Source organism: Leifsonia sp. NPDC058230, assembly GCF_042882245.1.
Lineage (GTDB): Bacteria > Actinomycetota > Actinomycetes > Actinomycetales > Microbacteriaceae > Leifsonia.
On record NZ_JBHVWM010000003.1, the window covers coordinates 454,739 to 472,568 of the forward strand.

The 17,830-nt window shown below is 68.1% G+C and carries 20 protein-coding genes; 16 read left to right on the forward strand and 4 right to left on the reverse strand.

The window, feature by feature from the left end; translation table 11 throughout:
• The first annotated feature begins 32 nt into the window (after positions 1-32).
• On the forward strand, positions 33-911 hold the full coding sequence (gene bla / locus ACFVV0_RS12015; RefSeq protein ID WP_387063563.1) for a class A beta-lactamase: 879 nt from the start codon (positions 33-35) through the stop codon (positions 909-911).
• Positions 912-934: 23 nt separating this feature from the next.
• On the opposite strand, the gene ACFVV0_RS12020 is transcribed toward bla, so the two are convergent.
• Positions 935-1,306, reverse strand: a complete 372-nt coding sequence (locus ACFVV0_RS12020; RefSeq protein WP_387062985.1) for a VOC family protein — start codon at positions 1,304-1,306, stop codon at positions 935-937.
• 60 nt (positions 1,307-1,366) lie between these two features.
• Between ACFVV0_RS12020 and ACFVV0_RS12025 the strand changes: the two genes are divergently transcribed.
• The 5 genes from ACFVV0_RS12025 (at position 1,367) to ACFVV0_RS12045 (ending at position 6,222) form a co-directional block, all read left to right on the forward strand.
• Positions 1,367-2,089 carry a MazG family protein gene (locus tag ACFVV0_RS12025; protein WP_387062988.1) on the forward strand — a complete coding sequence of 241 codons (723 nt, stop codon included), beginning with the start codon at positions 1,367-1,369 and terminating at the stop codon, positions 2,087-2,089.
• A 117-nt stretch (positions 2,090-2,206) separates the two neighbouring features.
• Positions 2,207-3,262 (forward strand): iron-siderophore ABC transporter substrate-binding protein, encoded by a 1,056-nt coding sequence (locus ACFVV0_RS12030; RefSeq protein WP_387062991.1) that lies wholly within the window; start codon positions 2,207-2,209, stop codon positions 3,260-3,262.
• A gap of 7 nt (positions 3,263-3,269) precedes the next feature.
• Positions 3,270-4,340 carry a FecCD family ABC transporter permease gene (locus ACFVV0_RS12035; RefSeq protein ID WP_387062994.1) on the forward strand — a complete coding sequence of 357 codons (1,071 nt, stop codon included), beginning with the start codon at positions 3,270-3,272 and terminating at the stop codon, positions 4,338-4,340.
• Positions 4,341-4,435: 95 nt separating this feature from the next.
• Positions 4,436-5,407 (forward strand): FecCD family ABC transporter permease, encoded by a 972-nt coding sequence (locus ACFVV0_RS12040; RefSeq protein WP_387062997.1) that lies wholly within the window; start codon positions 4,436-4,438, stop codon positions 5,405-5,407.
• Positions 5,408-5,415: 8 nt separating this feature from the next.
• Positions 5,416-6,222 (forward strand): ABC transporter ATP-binding protein, encoded by an 807-nt coding sequence (locus ACFVV0_RS12045; protein ID WP_387063000.1) that lies wholly within the window; start codon positions 5,416-5,418, stop codon positions 6,220-6,222.
• A 300-nt stretch (positions 6,223-6,522) separates the two neighbouring features.
• Here ACFVV0_RS12045 and ACFVV0_RS12050 read toward each other — a convergent pair whose 3' ends face one another.
• A complete protein-coding gene (locus ACFVV0_RS12050) occupies positions 6,523-7,653 on the reverse strand; it encodes an epoxide hydrolase family protein (protein ID WP_387063002.1) in 1,131 nt (376 codons plus the stop codon).
• A gap of 68 nt (positions 7,654-7,721) precedes the next feature.
• Here ACFVV0_RS12050 and hisS point away from each other — a divergent pair, with 68 nt between their 5' ends.
• The 10 genes from hisS to ACFVV0_RS12100 all read left to right on the forward strand — a co-directional run bounded on the left by hisS (position 7,722) and on the right by ACFVV0_RS12100 (position 16,923).
• Positions 7,722-9,014, forward strand: coding sequence for a histidine--tRNA ligase (gene hisS / locus ACFVV0_RS12055; RefSeq protein ID WP_387063005.1), 1,293 nt, complete (start codon positions 7,722-7,724; stop codon positions 9,012-9,014).
• On the forward strand, positions 9,011-9,589 hold the full coding sequence (locus tag ACFVV0_RS12060; protein WP_387063008.1) for a DUF1349 domain-containing protein: 579 nt from the start codon (positions 9,011-9,013) through the stop codon (positions 9,587-9,589). The genes hisS and ACFVV0_RS12060 overlap by 4 nt, the downstream gene beginning before the upstream one ends.
• Before the next feature lie 162 nt (positions 9,590-9,751).
• Positions 9,752-11,032, forward strand: coding sequence for a phosphopyruvate hydratase (eno, locus tag ACFVV0_RS12065; protein WP_387063011.1), 1,281 nt, complete (start codon positions 9,752-9,754; stop codon positions 11,030-11,032).
• Positions 11,033-11,230: 198 nt separating this feature from the next.
• Entirely contained in the window at positions 11,231-11,761 is a 531-nt protein-coding gene (locus ACFVV0_RS12070; RefSeq protein ID WP_387063014.1) for a septum formation initiator family protein, read from the forward strand.
• 2 nt (positions 11,762-11,763) lie between these two features.
• Positions 11,764-12,276, forward strand: a complete 513-nt coding sequence (locus ACFVV0_RS12075; RefSeq protein WP_387063017.1) for a DUF501 domain-containing protein — start codon at positions 11,764-11,766, stop codon at positions 12,274-12,276.
• Between the two features lie 13 nt (positions 12,277-12,289).
• A complete protein-coding gene (locus ACFVV0_RS12080) occupies positions 12,290-13,558 on the forward strand; it encodes a S8 family serine peptidase (RefSeq protein WP_387063020.1) in 1,269 nt (422 codons plus the stop codon).
• Between the two features lie 38 nt (positions 13,559-13,596).
• The gene (locus ACFVV0_RS12085; RefSeq protein ID WP_387063023.1) at positions 13,597-15,012 is read left to right on the forward strand and encodes an NAD(P)/FAD-dependent oxidoreductase; all 1,416 of its coding nucleotides are present in this window, start codon (positions 13,597-13,599) and stop codon (positions 15,010-15,012) included.
• Positions 15,013-15,150: 138 nt separating this feature from the next.
• On the forward strand, positions 15,151-16,008 hold the full coding sequence (locus ACFVV0_RS12090; RefSeq protein ID WP_387063026.1) for an SseB family protein: 858 nt from the start codon (positions 15,151-15,153) through the stop codon (positions 16,006-16,008).
• Positions 16,009-16,085: 77 nt separating this feature from the next.
• Positions 16,086-16,445 carry an ArsR/SmtB family transcription factor gene (locus ACFVV0_RS12095; protein WP_387063029.1) on the forward strand — a complete coding sequence of 120 codons (360 nt, stop codon included), beginning with the start codon at positions 16,086-16,088 and terminating at the stop codon, positions 16,443-16,445.
• The gene (locus ACFVV0_RS12100; RefSeq protein WP_387063033.1) at positions 16,423-16,923 is read left to right on the forward strand and encodes an SRPBCC domain-containing protein; all 501 of its coding nucleotides are present in this window, start codon (positions 16,423-16,425) and stop codon (positions 16,921-16,923) included. Before ACFVV0_RS12095 ends, ACFVV0_RS12100 begins: the two co-directional genes overlap by 23 nt.
• Before the next feature lie 16 nt (positions 16,924-16,939).
• Here ACFVV0_RS12100 and ACFVV0_RS12105 read toward each other — a convergent pair whose 3' ends face one another.
• Positions 16,940-17,140 (reverse strand): hypothetical protein, encoded by a 201-nt coding sequence (locus ACFVV0_RS12105; protein WP_387063036.1) that lies wholly within the window; start codon positions 17,138-17,140, stop codon positions 16,940-16,942.
• Positions 17,141-17,375: 235 nt separating this feature from the next.
• Positions 17,376-17,675 carry a hypothetical protein gene (locus ACFVV0_RS12110; RefSeq protein WP_387063039.1) on the reverse strand — a complete coding sequence of 100 codons (300 nt, stop codon included), beginning with the start codon at positions 17,673-17,675 and terminating at the stop codon, positions 17,376-17,378.
• Positions 17,676-17,830 lie beyond the last annotated feature (155 nt).

The following is a 17,830-nucleotide window of genomic DNA, read 5'->3' on the forward strand; positions in this document are numbered from 1 at the left end:
ACAAAAGGCCCATCTCCGCCGTGGTCGGATCGATGCTCGCGTTTGCAACGCTCACGGGCTGCGCGGGTACCGCCGTTCAGCCGCAGACGTCGGTGTCCGCGTCCGCGCCTACGCCTGCGCCGACGCGCACGTCGGACTCGACCGCCTACGCGGAGCTGGAGGCGAGGTTTGACGCGCGTCTCGGTGTCTACGGAATCGACACCGGGAGTGGCAAGACCGTCACGTACCGAGCTGACGAACGGTTCGCGTACGCCTCGACCCACAAGATGCTCTCCGCCGCTGCCGTCCTCGATAGAAGCTCGGAAGCGGATCTCGACCAGATTGTCCACTACAACCGGACTGATCTTGTCGACTATTCGCCCATCACCGAAAAACATGTCGACACCGGCATGTCGCTGAAAGACATCATCGCCGCCGCACTCCAGTACAGCGACAACACGGCTGCGAATCTGATGTTCCGCCAGCTCGGCGGACCGGCTGGACTCCAAGACGCACTCGAGAAGATCGGCGACACCACCACTCGTGTCAGCCGGATAGAGCCCGAACTCAACGAAGCAACCCCTGGCGATACCCGAGACACCACCACACCACGCGCCATCAGCAACAACCTGCGCATCTTCGCCCACGGAAACGGGCTACCAAAGCAGAAGCAGGAACTCCTCACCGGCTGGCTCAAAGGCAACACCACCGGTGCGAACCTGATTCGCGCCGGCGTTCCGGCGGATTGGACGGTCGGAGACAAAACCGGCAGCGGCGGCTACGGCACCCGCAACGACATCGCCATCCTCTGGCCCAGCCAGGGCTCGCCGATCGTCCTCGCCATCATGTCGAGCAGGACCGCGGAAGACGCAACATATGACGACGCGCTCATCGCCGCAGCGGCACGCGAAGCCGTGAGCGCGATGAAATAGGCCGCAAAACGGACGGGAAGCACTCAGCTCTGCAGAGGGCCGACGAAGCAGAGGATGTGCCCGTCCACATCCCGGAGCACCGACTGCCGTTCGCCCCAGGCCTGGTCCGCCGGTTCGTCGACCACGACTGCGCCGGCGTCGACAGCGGCAGCAGTGACGGCGTCGACGTCGCGCACCTCGAAGCTGGCGGCGACCCCCGCTTCACCTGGCGTGGGCGTACGCTGATGGAGCAGTACCTCCGTGGCGGTTCCGGCCGGCGCATCCTTGTCGGTCGTCAGCATTGCGAGGCCCTCGACGGTGTAGACCTCGGCGAGCCCGACGATGTCGCGGTAGAACGCGAGCGCGCGGGGCAGATCGTTGACAGAGATGGTGAGACGAGCGATCCGGGTGGCCATACCGCCAGGCTAGCGCGCGTGCCGAGCCTGCGGCACGGGGAACGACCGAGGAGAGGGTAGATGACCGAACTGAGCTTCTCGTCCGCACAGACCGGCGCCGAGCCGAGCAAACTCGACGAGCTCGTTGCGGTGATGACACGGCTGCGTGGGCCCGGCGGATGTCCGTGGGACGCCGACCAGACGCACGAGTCGCTCGTGCAGTACCTCATCGAAGAGACGTACGAGCTGATCGAGGCGATCGAGACCGGCAACCGCGAGGACATGATCGAAGAACTCGGGGACGTCCTCTACCAGGTGCTCTTCCACTCCGATATCGCCGCGCACACTCCGGGCGAAGACTTCGACATCCAGGATGTGGCCGCGCAGATGACGGCGAAGATGGTCGGCCGGCACCCCCACGTCTTCGGAGACCGCAAGGCGGAGACCGCGGATGATGTGGTCGAGTTCTGGGAGGACCTGAAGAAGACCGAGAAGCCGGATCGCACGAGCGTTCTCGACGGCATCCCGCAGGCCATGCCGTCGCTCGCTCTGGCGGACAAGCTGCTCGGGCGGGCCCAGAAGGTGGGGCTGATCGAGCTCGACGAGGTCGGCGGCGTCAGCGTGCAGTCGGAGGACGAGCTCGGTCCGCTGCTACTCGCGATCGTCGCGTCCGCGAAGGCGAACGGGCTGGATGCGGAACGCGCCCTCCGCTCGACACTGCGCGGCCTGCAGGGGGAGATCCGCGAGCACGAGGCAGGAAGCGCGGACGCCGGGATCATCGGGATCGTCTCGCCCGAATCCTGAGCAACCGCTTCGGAAGAGCCAGACGGGGTTGGACGCTCCGAGGGAGCTTAGGTTAGGCTGCCCTAACGTGCCGCTCTCGGTGCAACCTCCCCCCGTTCGTCCTCCTGAAGGAGACCCATGCTCGAGCCCGTCGCCCGCGGTCGTCACCGCCGGTCGCGCATCGCCCTGATCGCATCCGCCATCGTCGCTTCCGCGGCCCTCGTGCTCACCGGCTGCAGCGCCGGCGCCGGCTCGGCCGAATCGACGTCCAGCAGCGGAACGGACTCGTTCCCGGTGACGATCACGAGCGCGCTCGGCTCGGCCACGATCGAGAAGGCGCCGACGCGCGTCGCGACGTGGGGCTGGGGTGCACAGGACGCGGCGCTCGCGCTCGGCGTCGTCCCGGTCGCTATGCCGAAGAACACCTACGGCGGAAACGCCGACGGGGTGCTGCCGTGGGATGCGGACCGCATCACGGAGCTCGGCGGCAAGACCCCGATCCTCCTGAACGGAACAGACACCAGCGAGGTCCCGTTCGAGCAGTTCGTGGCGGCGAAGCCCGACGTGATCCTGGCACCGTACTCGGGCCTCACCCAGAAGGACTACGACACCCTCAGCAAGATCGCTCCGGTCGTCGCGTATCCGAAGGACCCGTGGGCGACCAGCTGGCAGGATCAGCTCTCCATCGTCGGCAAGGCGCTCGGCAAGTCGACCGAGGCAGCCGCGCTGCAGAAGAAGACAGACGACGAGATCGCGTCGCTGGCGGCGAAGAACCCGGTGCTGAAGGACAAGTCGTTCGTCTACATCTCCTCGAACGAGCCCGGACAGGTCAACGTCTTCCGCAACACAGACCCACGGGTGCAGCTGCTCGAACAGCTCGGGATGAAGGACGCCTCGGCTGCGCTCGACACCGACCCCACGGCCGGCAGCTACTTCTTCAGCCTCAGCAACGAGAACCTCGACAAGGTCGACTCCGACCTGCTCGTCGGCTACTTCGCCGACCAGGCCGCGGCCGACACGTTCGCCGCTCAGCCGCTGGTCGCCGCGATGCCGACCGTTGCGGGCGGACGCTTCGCGCCCATCGTCGGCGAGTCGTTCGTGATGGCGTCGAGCGCGCCGTCGGTGCTGAGCATCCCGTGGATGCTCGACAAATACGTGCCGCAGCTCGCGGCCGCCGCCGACAAGGTCAAGTAGTCCCTCGATGTCCACGGGAACGATGCCAGGGCCGACGCGGGCCGGGGGACCCGGGCACGGTGTCCCGGCAGGCCGCCGGCACCGTCGGCGTCTTCTCGTGGGCTTCGGGATCGCCGTGCTCGCATTGGTGGTCGTCTGCTTTCTGAGCCTCGCGCTCGGTGCCCGGCCGATCGATCCGGGCTCGGTTCTGCAGGCACTCCTGCACTACGACAAGAACGACAACGACTCCCTTGTCGTGGTGGACAGCCGTGTTCCCCGCACCCTGCTCGGGATCGTCGCCGGCCTCGCTCTCGGGCTGGCCGGCACGATCATGCAGGGGCTGGCGCGCAACCCGCTTGCCGACCCCGGCATCCTGGGCGTCAACTTCGGGGCGTCCCTCGCAGTGGTCGTCGCGATCACCGCGTTCGGGATCACCTCGGTGTCTGGCTATGTCTGGTTCGCGTTCGCAGGGGCGGCCGCCGCGTCCGTGATCGTCTACGTCGTCGCATCCCGGGGCCGGGAAGGTGCGACCCCGGTGAAGCTGGCCCTGGCCGGCGCTGCGGTGTCTGCCGCACTCGGCTCGCTGATCACCGCGGTGCTGCTGACCAGCCAGGTGTCGCTGGACGCGTTGCGGTTCTGGCAGGTGGGGTCGCTCGCCGGTCGAGGCTACGACGTGGTGTGGCAGGTGCTTCCGACTGTGGTGGTGGGGACGATCCTCGCGCTCGGCCTCGGGCGCGTCCTGAACGGGCTCGCCCTCGGCGACGACGTTGCGCGCGGCCTGGGGCAGCGAGTCGGTCTTTCCCGCCTGCTGAGCGCTGCGGCCATCGTGCTGCTGTGCGGGTCCGCCACCGCCGCCGCAGGCCCGATCGCGTTCGTCGGGCTGGTCGTGCCGCACGCCGCCCGCTGGGCGGTGGGCACCGACTACCGCTGGATCCTCGCGTTCTCAGCCGTGATCGCACCGACCCTGCTGCTGGCGTGCGACGTCGTCGGCCGGGTGGTGGCGTCTCCGGGCGAGCTGCAGGTCGGCATCGTGACGGCGTTCGTCGGGGCCCCGATGTTCATCGCTCTCGTTCGCCGGCGCAAACCGGTGACGCTGTGAGCGGGATGCGCGTGGCTCCGGGCGCCGCACCGGTCACCCCGGGTGCGGCGGTGGTACGGGCCGAGCGTCGGGGGAGGCGCTCACGCGAACGTCGCGTGGCTCTCATCCTGAGCGCCCTCGTCGTTCTCGTCGCTGCCGTTTCGCTGAGCCTGGGCGCTGCCGCTGTCTCGCCCGGGGACGTTCTCGCCGCGCTCGTCGGGCAGGCCGACCGGCTCACGCAGTTCGTCATCCTCGAGCTGCGACTCCCACGCTTGCTCGCGGCTGTGCTGGTGGGCGGCTGTCTCGGGTTGTCCGGCGCTCTGTTCCAGTCGGTCGTCCGCAACCCGCTCGCCAGCCCGGACATCATCGGCATCACGTCGAGCGCCAGCGCGACCGGCGCGATCGCACTCGTCTGGTTCGGTCTCTCGGGGCTCGCGCTCTCGGGCGTCGTGCTGGCAGGCACGCTCGTCGCAGCTCTCCTCATCTATCTGCTCGCATGGCGCAGAGGGATCAGCGGCTACCGCTTCGTGCTGATCGGAATCGGTTTCGCCGCGCTCACCGCCGGTCTCGTGTCGTACGTGCTCACGCGGGCGGACCTGACGGATGTGCAGCGGGCACTGGTCTGGATCACCGGCAGCCTCAACAACATCGACACGGTCGCGCTCATCGTGCTGGCGGCGAGCGCCGCCGTTCTCGTGCCGGCCGCTCTGCTGCTCGGCCGTCCGCTCTCCGCGCTCGGACTCGGGGACGACGTGGCCGCGGCGACGGGCGTGCGCGTCGAGCGCACCCGATTGGTCGTCGTCTTCGTCGGCGTCGCGCTCGCCGCCGTGGCCGTCGCCACCGCCGGGCCTGTCGCCTTCGTCGCGCTCGTAGGTGCTCCGATCGCCCGCCGGCTCGTCGGACGCGGGTCGCTCGCGCTGGTCTCGTCGGCCCTCGTCGGGGCCCTCGTGCTCGTCGTCTCGGATGTCGTCGCCCAGTTCGCGGTCCCCGGCGTCTCGTTCCCGGTCGGCGTCGTCACCGGGATCGTCGGAGCGCCATACCTGATCTGGCTGCTCATCCGCACCAACCGAACCGGCCTGGGAGGCTGAATCCTGACATGACCACCACTCACCAGCTGGCCGCCCGAGAGCTGACGCTCGCGTACGAGGGCCGGGTCGTCGTCGACGGCCTCGACCTGGACGTGCCGCCCGGCCGGGTCACCGCGATCGTCGGACCCAACGCCTGCGGCAAGTCGACGCTGCTGCGCGGGCTGTCCCGGCTGCTCGCCCCCGCATCCGGAACCGTGCTGCTCGACGGGGCGGACATCCACGGCCTGCCGACGAAGGAGGTGGCGACCCGCTTGGGCCTGCTGCCCCAGACGCCCGTTGCCCCCGACGGCATCAGTGTCGCCGACCTCGTCGGACGCGGACGCTACCCGCATCAGGGCTGGTTCCGTCGTTGGACTGCGGAGGACGACGCGGCGGTCGCCGAGGCGCTGGAGTCGACCGGTGTCGCAGACCTGGCCGACCGGGCGATCGACGAACTCTCCGGAGGCCAACGTCAGCGGGTCTGGATCGCGATGGCGCTCGCGCAGCAGACCGGCATCCTCCTGCTGGACGAGCCGACGACGTTCCTCGACATCAGCCACCAGATCGACGTTCTCGACCTGCTGCTCGACCTCAATGCCGCCCGCGGGACCACCATCGTCATGGTGCTGCACGACCTGAACCTGGCCGCCCGGTACGCCGACCATCTCATTGCGATGACGTCCGGGGCGATCCGCGCATCCGGAGACCCGACGACCATCGTCACCGCGGAGCTCGTTCACGACGTCTTCGGCATCGACTCCGTCATCACGCCGGACCCCGTCACCGCGACACCCCTGGTGGTGCCGCTGGGGCGCCACCACACGCGCCGCCCCTGACGCGCGCCGGCACCACGGGCCGCGCTCCGGCAGGTGAGGGGCCGGCGGTGCGATCGCATGGTGGGGTCCACCTCGACCGACCATTCGGGTGAGAGCGGAACCGCACTCCTGGCGTCTGGCGGTCGCGCCGTCGGCTCACTTGTGTCTGGCAGCGAGCATCAGTGCCGTGGTCGGGTACGGATGCGACTCATGCCAGGTCCTTGCGGGACACCACCGAGGCGAGGCACTGTGCCGGGCCATCAGGGTGGCAACACGGTCATCTTACGACCGGAGGCATCCGCCGCTCCAGGAGATGTGCGCTCATCCGTGCAGGGGGCCGAAGAATGCGCGGATGGCGTCCGCCGTCCGCCCGGGCTGCTCGAGCCCCGCGAAGTGACCGCCCTGCGGCGCTCTCAGGAACTCACGCACATCGAGGGCGGCGCGCGCGGCCAGCGACGGCGGAAAGCCGTCCATGACCGGTTCCCGGCTCAGGTAGACCCCGAGCGGTGCGACGATCGGCGGCCGGGGCGGATTCGCGTCGTAGTCGAAGTACTGGCGGAACGACGTGCCGATCGAGTCGGTCACCCAGTACAGCGTGACCAGGGTGAGCAGCGCATCGCGATCGATCGTACGGAACAGGTCGCCGTCGACCCAGTCGTGCCATTTGTCGACGATCCAGGCGAGCAGCCCGGCAGGGGAGTCGATGAGCGCTGCGGCGATGGTGTCGGGGCGGGTCGCCATGATCTCGCTGTAGCCGCCGTCACCGGCGTCGTAGGCGTCGACCGAATCCAGGTAGGTCTGCTCCTCATCCGTCAGCGACGAGGTGTCTGCCGGGAACGGGGCATGCAACAGTTGCACCCCGATCACCCGGTCGGCGTGGTCGACCCCGAGCCAGGTGGCCGCACCGCCTCCGATGTCGCCGCCGAACGCCGCGTACCGGTCGTAGCCGAGCACGGCCGTCATGAGCTCGTGGAGGTCGTCCGCGATCGCCTGACGGGTCAGCGGACGATCCGGCAGCTCCGAGAAGGCGAAGCCGGGGAGCGACGGGATGACGACGTCGAACGCGACCCGCGCATCCGACCCGAAGGCCGCGGGGTTCGCCAGTCGTTCGCCGAGCGGAAGGTACTCGGTGAACGCGCTCGGCCAACCGTGCAGCAGGAGGATCGGAATGCGTGTATCCGCCGACCCGGCAGCGGAGATGCGGACGAAGTGGATGCGGTGCCCGTTCACCTCGGCGACGAACTGGTCGTAGGAGTTGAGCCGCGCCTCCTGGGCCCGCCAGTCGAAGTCGTCGAGCCAGGCATCCACCAGTCCGCGCAGTGTGGCCGAGTCGATCCCGCCCGACCAGTCGCCGTCACCGAGGGGCGGCGCATACCGCGTGCGCTGCAGACGCTCACGGAGGTCGGCCACGATGGATTCGGGAACGTCGATGCGGAACGGTTCGGCAGTCATTGCGTCCAACGCTAGTGGGAGCAGCACGGGCACGGCACCCCTCGCGGCCTCATGGAAGAATCGTGGTCATGGCTTCTCCGATCACACCGCCTCGCGGGATGCGCGACTTCCTCCCCGCCGACAAGGCCCGCCGCGAGCACGCCCTCGGCGTCATCCGTCGCAGCTTCGCCGCCCACGGTTTCGACGAGATCGAGACTCCGGTCGTCGAGGATGTCGCCCTTCTGCACTCCGGACTCGGCGGCGACAACGAGAAGCTCTCCTTCAGCGTTCTGAAGCGTGGGCTGGACGGCGACGACCTGACCGCGGCGATCGAGTCCGGGGACGTCCTGAGTCTCACCGACCTCGGCCTGCGCTTCGACCTCACGGTTCCGCTCGCCCGGTTCTATGCGACCCACCGCGCCGACCTGCCGCCGGTGTTCCGGGCGATCCAGATCGCGCCCGTCTGGCGCGCCGAACGCCCGCAGAAGGGCCGTTACCGCCAGTTCGTGCAGTGCGACATCGACATCATCGGTGAGCAGGGCCAGCTGGCCGAGGTGGAGCTGATCACGGCGACGGCGGCGGCACTGGATGCGCTGGGCCTGAAAGACTGCACGATCCGCATCAACGACCGCCGCATCCTCAACGGCCTGCTGGAGTACTGCGGATTCGCGGCGGCGCGGTGGCCTCAGGTGCTGATCTCGATCGACAAGCTCGACAAGATCGGCGCGGCCGGGGTCGTCGCGGAGCTGGAGCCGGAAGGAGCGGACTCGGCCGCTGTGCTCGGCGGCATCCTGGAGAACCTGGAACCGCACATCGCCGACGGCGGTGTCGAACTCACGGTCGAGGCGATCACGGGCATCCTGCCCGACGGCATCGACACCGACGCGGTGGCCGGGCTGGAATCGCTTGCGCACGCTCTCGACTCTCTGCCGACCGGTGTGACGCTGCGCTTCGACCCGACGCTCGTGCGCGGCATGGGCTACTACACCGGCACGATCTTCGAGATCGCACACCCCGGCTCCGGCAGCTCGGTCGGTGGCGGCGGACGTTATGACGGGATGATCGGCCGCTTTCTCGGCTCCGACGTTCCCGCGGCCGGATTCTCGATCGGCTTCGAGCGCGTCGTCGACCTGATCGAGGTTCCCGCTGACGAGACGGCGGACTCCGTGGTGCTCGTCTACGACGTGGCCGTGCCCCTCGACCGGCTGCTCGCCGTGAAGACCGAGCTGATCGCATCCGGTCGCCGGGTTCGGCTGGAGAAACGGACGAAGAACCTCAAGGCGATCCTCGACCGAGCGGAGGCCGCCGGCTTCGGCACGTTCGCCATCGTGACGCCCGAGACGACGGATGCCGCCTCTCTCGAGCTCAAGGCCCTCGGATGACCCGCGTCGCCTGGGAGTCCGGGCACTGGACCAACCCGCCCGTCTCAGCGGAGCGGGACGGCGATGCCCTCGTCGTGACCGCGGCGGAGGGGACGGACGCCTGGCGCACGACGGCCTACGGCTTCGTCCACGACACCGAGCACGCGCTGCTCGCGCCGTTCGACGACGGCACGGCCATCGAGGTGGCCTTCACCGGCGACTTCATAGGGGACTTCGACCAGGCCGGCGCCTTCATCCGTATCGACGATGAGACCTGGATCAAGACCGGCGTCGAATTCTCCGACGGTGTCCTGCAGCTCGGCGCGGTAGTCACCCGGGGGTTCTCCGACTGGTCGGTCGCTCCGGTTCCGCATTGGGCCGGGCGGCGCATCACCGTGCGGGCCAGCCGCTCGGGCGACGCGGTCGCCGTCCGCGCGCGGGTCGACGACGAGCCGTTCGCGCTCATCCGGCTGGCGCCCTTCGCTCCGGATGCCGTGGCCGAGGCCGGACCGTTCCTCTGCGCCCCCAGCCGCCCCGGCCTCGCAGTGCGCTTCGAATCGTGGACCCTCGGTCCTGCGGACGAGTCCCTCCACTAGCAGCCGCGAGATGCCACTTTCTACCGTTTTCGAGGGCTGAAACCTGCAGAAACCGGCATCTCGGCATCCACCTGGTGGCCGGCGGATGAACAGATCGGGCCGCATCCGGAACCTCACTAGACTTGGCAGCTGTAACCCAAGGATTCACACAAGGAGACAGTTGTGGCTCAAATCGAAGCTGTAGGCGCACGCGAGATTCTGGACTCGCGCGGAAACCCGACCATCGAGGTCGAGGTTCTTCTCGAAGACGGCACGGTCAGCCGTGCCGGCGTTCCGTCCGGTGCATCGACCGGCGCATTCGAGGCCTATGAGCTTCGCGACGGCGACAAGAACCGCTACCAGGGCAAGGGTGTGCTCAAGGCCGTCGACGCCGTGCTCGACGAGATCGGCCCGGCGATCGAGGGCTTCGAGGCAGCAGATCAGCGCCTGATCGACTCGGTCATGATCGAGCTCGACGGCACCGACAACAAGAAGCGTCTCGGCGCCAACTCGATCCTCGGCGTGAGCCTCGCGGTCGCGAAGGCGGCGGCCGACTCGGCCGACCTGCCCCTCTTCCGCTACATCGGCGGACCGAACGCACACGTTCTCCCCGTGCCGATGATGAACATCATCAACGGCGGCGCACACGCCGACACCGGCGTCGACATCCAGGAGTTCATGGTGCTGCCGATCGGGGCCGGCACCTACTCCGAGGCCCTCCGCTGGGGCGTCGAGACCTACCACTCCCTCAAGTCGCTGCTCAAGCAGCGCGGACTCAGCACCGGCCTCGGCGACGAGGGCGGCTTCGCCCCCGAGCTCGAGCACAACCGTGCGGCGCTCGACCTGATCTCCGAGGCCATCCAGAACGCCGGCTTCACCGTCGGCACCGACATCGCACTCGGCCTCGACGTCGCGTCCACCGAGTTCTTCGCGAACGGCGTCTACACATTCGAGGGTCAGGAGCGCACCGCCGCCCAGATGTCGGCCTACTACGCCGAGCTCGCTGCGAACTACCCGCTGGTCTCCATCGAAGACCCGCTGGCCGAGGACGACTGGGCGGGCTGGGCTCACCTCAACGCCGAACTCGGCTCCAAGCTGCAGCTCGTCGGCGACGACCTCTTCGTCACCAACCCGAAGCGCCTCGCCCAGGGCATCGAGGCCAAGGCCGCGAACAGCATCCTGGTCAAGGTCAACCAGATCGGCACCCTCACCGAAACGCTCGACGCCGTCTCCCTCGCTCAGCGTAGCGGGATGACCGCCGTGCTCTCCCATCGCTCCGGTGAGACCGAGGACACCACCATCGCCGACCTCGCCGTCGCCACCGACGCCGGACAGATCAAGACCGGCGCACCGGCGCGCTCCGAGCGCGTCGCGAAGTACAACCAGCTCCTCCGCATCGAGGAAGAGCTCGGCGAGGCCGCCGTCTACGCCGGCCGCAGCGCATTCCCCCGCTTCACCGCGTAACGCACGTGCAGCACTGACCTCGAGGGCCCTCGGATGCGCATCCGGGGGCCCTCGCGCTGTGCCTGTTCCGTCGCCCCGTCGACGGCGTTCAGGCCACGACCGGCCGCGCGTCCCGTGACGCCCAGCCGGCGTGACGTACGATGAAATCGGGGCCAGACCGCCCCTTCCTTCCTGCCCGCGTCACACCCTGGAGGCCCCGTGGCCAAGCCTCGCACCCGCCGCGTGCCGGTGACGCTGTCGGAGCAGGAGTCCGGCACCGGGCGCTGGCTGCGCGGCCTGCATTTCTCCGGGTTCTCGCTCGTGGTCATGGGGTTGCTCATCCTCGCCGTGGTGATCCTGGCGCCGTCGCTGAGTTCGCTGATCCAGCAGCGGCAGCAGATCGGCGACCAGCAGAAGGCCGTGGACGAGCTCTCCGCGCAGGTGACGGATCTGAAGGAGCAGCGGACGCGCTGGAACGACCCGAGCTACATCCGTTCGCAGGCGCGCGACCGGCTCTACTACGTGATGCCGGGCGAGGTCAGCTACCTCGTCATCGACGACCGGCCCCCGGCGGCGAAGACCACGGCGACGACGCCGGTCAGCTCGAAACTGCAGAAGACTCAGACGGACTGGATCGGTACCCTGTTCGGTTCCTTCATGGGCGCCGGGCTCAGCCAGGCGACACCCGATCAGCTCGACGGCACCACCCCGGGCAGCACACCCACCCCGACTCCCACCCCAGGCGGCTAGCAATGACCACCCCACCGTTCGATCCCGTGACCGATGAGGACATCGCCACCGTCTCCGCCCAGCTGGGACGTCCGGCGCGCAATGTGGTCGGCATCGCAGCACGCTGCGTGTGCGGCCGGCCGACGGTCGTGTCCACCGCGCCGCGGCTCGACGACGGCACGCCGTTCCCCACCTTCTACTACCTCACGCATCCAGCGGCCACGGCGGCGCTGTCGCAGCTCGAGGCGACCCAGGTGATGAACGAGTACAACGCCATGCTCGAAGAGGATGCGGACCTCCGCGAACAGTACGCCGCCGCGCACGCCGCCTACCTGGCCGACCGCGAGAGCATCGCGCAGGTCGAAGAGCTCGCCGGCATCTCGGCCGGCGGGATGCCGGTGCGCGTCAAATGCCTGCACGCCCTCGGCGCCCACGCGCTCGCAGCGGGCCCGGGCGTGAACCCCATCGGCGATCTCGCCCTGGCGCGCGCCGACTGGTCGCCCACGGTGTGCGAGTGCGTCATCGGCGTGGATTGATCCGGTAGGGACGATGAGACGCGGGGGGCGCTGGGGGCGCGGGGGTGTCGCCGTCGCGGCCGGGATCGTCCTGGCCATGGCGGCGCCGACGATGGCGCACGCCGATCAGGTGCGCGACCTCGAATACTGGCTCGACGATTACGGCTTCACGACCGCGTGGCAGACCACCGAGGGCGCCGGAGTCAAGGTCGCGGTCATCGACACCGGTGTCGACGGCAGCGTGCCCGACCTCGCCGGTTCTCTCGTCGGCGGCACGGACGTGTCGGGTGTCGGCTCCCCGAACGGCCAGACGCCGCTGGGCGACGGCGACTCCGCGAATCACGGCACATGGGTCGCATCCCTGCTCGCGGGCCGGGGAACGGGTGACGGCAACGGAGTGCTCGGTGCGGCGCCGAAGGCGTCCATCCTCACGGCGTCGGTCGCGCTGGGCACGGCGGCAGGCACGATCAGCAGCGACGACCAGATCGCATCCGCCGTCCGCTGGGCGGTGGACAGCGGCGCGAAGGTCATCAACATGTCGTTGACCCGCAACACGCTCGACTGGCCGCCGAGCTGGGACGAAGCGTTCCAGTACGCGTTCTCGCACGACGTGGTCATTGTTGCGGCTGCCGGCAACCGGGGGAGCGGCACGACCGAAGTCGGCGCGCCCGCCACCATCCCTGGTGTGCTCACGGTCGCCGGCGTGGACCGACAAGGTCAGGCGAGCTTCGACGCGTCGTCGCAGGGCATTACGATCGGCGTGTCCGCGCCGAGCGAGCAGCTCGTCGGTGCGAATCCTGGCGGCGGATACGTGCAGTGGGAAGGCACCAGCGGGGCCGCGCCGCTCGTGTCGGGCGCGGTCGCGCTCGTGCGCGCCGCGCATCCTGAGCTCAAGGCTGCCGACGTCATCGAACGCATCATCAAGACGGCGAGACCGGTCGGCGGCACCGTCCCCAGTCCGATCTACGGGTTCGGGCTCCTGGATGCTGGAGCAGCGGTCACCGCGAATGTTCCGCGGGTGAGCGCCAACCCGATGGGCGACCTGCAGGAGTGGATCCGCATCCATCGCCGAGCGGAGGCGACGGACACGCCCGCGCCCGGCGCTGCCCCCGTTCCCTCGTCGACCCCGCGAGCCCTCCCGCCGGAGCGCGTCGTGCGGGTCGACCAGCTGCTCTGGCCGGAGTGGGGTCCGCTCACGACCTTCTGGTTGCCGTTCAGTCTGATCAGCGGTTTTCTGGCCTTGGCCGCCCTCGGCGGGGTGGGCGCATGGCTGCATTTCAGACGGACGGCTCGCAGGGAGTAGATTAACGGCATACTTTCGTGTTGAGGAGACCGTTCACTGTGCCCAAAATCCTGATCGTCGGCGGCGGATACGCCGGGTTCTACACCGCTTGGAAGCTCGAGAAGCAGTTGCGCAAGGGTGAGGCGGAGGTCACGATCGTCGACCCGCTGCCTTACATGACCTACCAGCCGTTCCTCCCCGAGGTGGCCGCGGGATCGATCGAGCCGCGCCACGCGGTCGTCGCGCACCGTCGTCACCTCGAGAAGACGAACATCGTCTCGGGCAAGGTCACCTACATCGACCACGCCAAAAAGACGGCGTCGATTCAGCCGCTCGTCGGCGAGGCGTACGAGTTCGAGTACGACGTCGTGGTCGTCACCGCGGGCGCCGTGTCGCGCACCTTCCCGATCCCGGGGATCGCCGACCAGGCCGTCGGTCTCAAGAACATCGAAGAGGCCGTGTACATCCGCGACAAGGTCCTCACCAACTTCGACAAGGCCGCGGCCCTGCCGGCCGGGCCAGAGCGCGACCGTCTGCTGACCTTCGTGGTGGTCGGCGGAGGATTCGCCGGCATCGAGATCTTCGCCGAGCTCCGGTCGCTGGCCAGCGCGCTGCTGAAGCGCTACCCGACGATCAAGTTCGAGGACACGCACTTCCACCTCATCGAGGCGATGGGGCGCATCATGCCCGAGGTCTCCCTGAAGACGAGCCACTGGGTGATCAAGAACCTCGCCCAGCGCGGCGCCGAGATCCACCTCGACACCCAGCTCTCGAGTGCCGTGGACGGAGTCATCGAGCTCTCCACCGGGGAGTCGTTCGAGACCGATCTGATCGTCTGGACGGCCGGCGTCATGGCCAACCCCACGATCATCCGCCACACCGACCTCCCGATCGAGGAACGCGGACGCCTCAAGGTGCGCGCTGACCTGCGCGTCGGAACCGACGACGAGATCATCGAAGGCGCCTGGGGCGCCGGTGACGTCGCGGCCGTCCCCGACCTGTCGGGCGGTGGCGTCGGCGGCTATTGCGTGCCGAACGCCCAGCACGCTGTGCGCCAGGGCAAGCTGCTGGCGAAGAACATCATCGCCGACCTGCGTGGCGAACTGCCCCGCCAGTACTTCCACAAGAACCTGGGCGCGGTGGCCGGTCTCGGCCTCGGCGTCGGCGTGTTCCAGTCCGGCAAGCTCGCGATCAAGGGCCTTCCCGCCTGGTTCGCGCACCGTGGATACCACGGTCTCGCCATGCCGAGCTGGGAGCGCAAGTTCCGCGTGCTGTGGGGCTGGTGGAATAACTTCTGGCTCGGACGCGACATCGTGTCGCTCACCGCAGTGCAGAACCCGCGCGGCATCTTCGAAGAGTTCGCTGCCCGGCCCAAGCCGCCTGCGGCTGAGGTGACCCCCGCGGTCGAGGCTCCGAAGAAGGCACCGGCCAAGAAGGCTCCCGTCAAGGAGCCGGTCGAGGTCGCCGCGAAGTAGTCGAGCGTCACGAAGGGCCCGGTGCGATCACGCGCCGGGCCCTTCGCTGTGCCTGTGCTGAGAGAGTCGGGGTGGTCATCGACCGGGCGTTTTCAGTGGCATGCTTATGGGCAGACATCCAGCGCCGAGGGGGAGCAGATGGGATTGTTTTCGCGGAGGCGTGCCGACGGGGCGGTGGGCAAGCGCTCGGGGGAGCGCGACGTCACTGGCGAGCCGGCCGCCGAACAGATCGTGACGAATCGTCTGCTTCAGGCCGCGCTGAGTCGCTGGACGGCAGGCAAGGACACGCGGACGTTCGCCGATGTCCTCCGCCAGTGCGTCACCGGGAGTCTCCTGCTCGATGGCTCGGGATCCACGATCACCGATCCGGACCGCGGCCTTCGGCCGGGCGACACGATTGGCGTCGGCTACCGAACCGATGAGCAGGGACGGCACCTGCTGCTCGCCTTCACCAGCACCGAGCGGATGTCCGCGTATCACCAGGGCGAGCGGGCGGTCTCCCTCGTCCAACCGGCCAGCACGGTCATGGCCCAGGCCGTCTCCGACTTCGACGGGATCGCCATCGACGCGGGATCGGCGGACCTGTGCATCGCGTTCTCCGACGAGATCCGCCGGCACCTCACCGACGACCCCACGCACAATGAGCCCCTCAAGACCGCGCTCGTCGAGCGTTCGATCCCGTGGGAAGACCTGCTCGACCTCCTCGGCAGCACTTCCTCCGTGTTCATCGCGATGTCGGATGTCCGCGACGACTCCGGAACGGTCACCGGCGTCACCGTTCCCACGGCCCGGGGAAAGAACGGCGAAACGTACTCGGTCGCGTTCACCTCGCCGGCGGAGGTATGGGCCTGGTCGCCGCCCGAGAACGCCCAGGCGTCCGGCATCGCCGATGTCGCCCGGGCAGCGCGCGAGCAACGCCACGACGGCGTCCTGCTGAATCCGGCCGGACAGTCCGTGGTGATCTCGCCGCCCGAACTGGAACGTTTCCTGGTCTGAACCACGAGAAACGGCTTGACACGGTTCGGTCACGCTTGCATAGTTAACGCATCAGTTAATTAACCAGAGGGGTAAATATGATGGATGCGTTGAGCGCGACGTTCGCCGCTCTGGCCGATCCCACCCGCCGCTCGATCCTCGCCCAGCTCACTCGGGGTGAGGCCACCGTCACAGAATTGGCAGCGCCGCACACGATCAGCCTTCCCGCGATCTCCCGTCACCTCAAAGTGCTGGAGCGAGCGGGCCTCGTCAGTAAGGGCAGGGACGCACAGTGGCGCCCGTGCCGCCTCGAAGTGGCCGAACTGCAGCGCGCGGACGACTGGATGGCCACGTACCGCCAGTTCTTCGACTCCCGCTTCGACAGCCTCGAGCAGCACCTGAAAACCATGGTCGCCGACCAGAAGGGCACGAACGATGACACCAACAACCGAGACTGACCGCGGATTCACGCTCACGCGCATCCTCGACGCCCCCAGAGCCCTGGTCTTCCAGGCCTGGACCGACCCCGCCCACCTCGGCTGGTTTTTCAGCGGCATGCAGCCGGCGGGCGAGCCCATCGAGGTCGACCTCCGCGTGGGCGGCGCCTGGCGGCAACGGATGGTCGTGGCCGAAGACACCGAGTACATGACAGGCGGGATCTATCGCGAGATCGTTCCGGTCGAGCGCCTCGTGTTCGAGTGGGGTGCCGAGGGCGGCTGGCCGTCGATCGATCCCGCGCATCCGGATGGCACTCCCGTGGTGACCGTTCTGCTCACCGAGGCGGGCGAGAGTGGCGAGAAAACGGAGATGGTCTTCCGCGTCGACATCCCCGGGAGCATGTCCGGTGAGGCCGCCCAGGAGTGGCTCGCCACCGGGATGCACGACGGCTGGGGCATGACGATCGACCGGCTCGTCGCAGCGTTCGCGCGCGACTGAGCGGGAGGGTCGGGCCTCAGTGGCGGATGGCGACGACCATCGACGCGACGACGGCGAGCAGCACCGCTACGGTCGCCGAGATGATGAGCCACGGCTGCAGGATCTGACCGAGCATCGCTCCGCCGGCCGCTTGGAACGTGGTGACGACGGCGGCGACGAAGACGAGAGCGGCGGTCAGCCACACGGCTGCCAGCAGCCGCACTCGTTTCGTGTCCATGCGTAGAAGGTAGATCGTGCGGCGCCCCGGTCGTAGACCCCAGTACGTGGGAACCCCATCCGAGGGGCCACGTGGATGTGTACCCCCAGTGGGACTCGAACCGAATTGGACCCTAGACGCAGTGGAGGCCCAAAATCCGCGTGATTCCGGGGTTCTTCGGTCACGTTGGCGAGGTATCAGTCAGTGTGATGTGGGCAAGTTGTGGGCAAAATGTGGGCAAACTAGCCCCGCCTACTCACGCCGTGTTGTCTCGAATCTCTTCGAGCAGCTCGCGAGTCTGGCTCTCCATCGAATAGCGAGTGAAATAGAGCTTTTCATGATGGTCAAAATGCATCATCGAATAGTCTTCGCCAGCGCTCACACCGTCGAGGTGAATCTCTACGTGGTCGGGCTTGATGAAAATAGCGGCGATGCGCGCGTACGCAACCGTACCGTCGTCGAAGTTCGTTCCAAATGGGAGGCCAATATGGGTCTGATTCAGATCGACAGCGGCAATGCCGTTCTCGTCGGGGGCGAGCCCTGCTTTGATAACCATGATTGACAAGTTAGCGTCTGCACGGTCGTCTATGTGCGGTTTGACGCGTAGGCACGCGCGCTTCTAGCTCAGCGACGTGAAGGCACACACCTGACCGCCGTGTCCTCTGACCCTTGAGCGTGGTCACCGCGATCGCGGAGTAGACGCAGGATCGT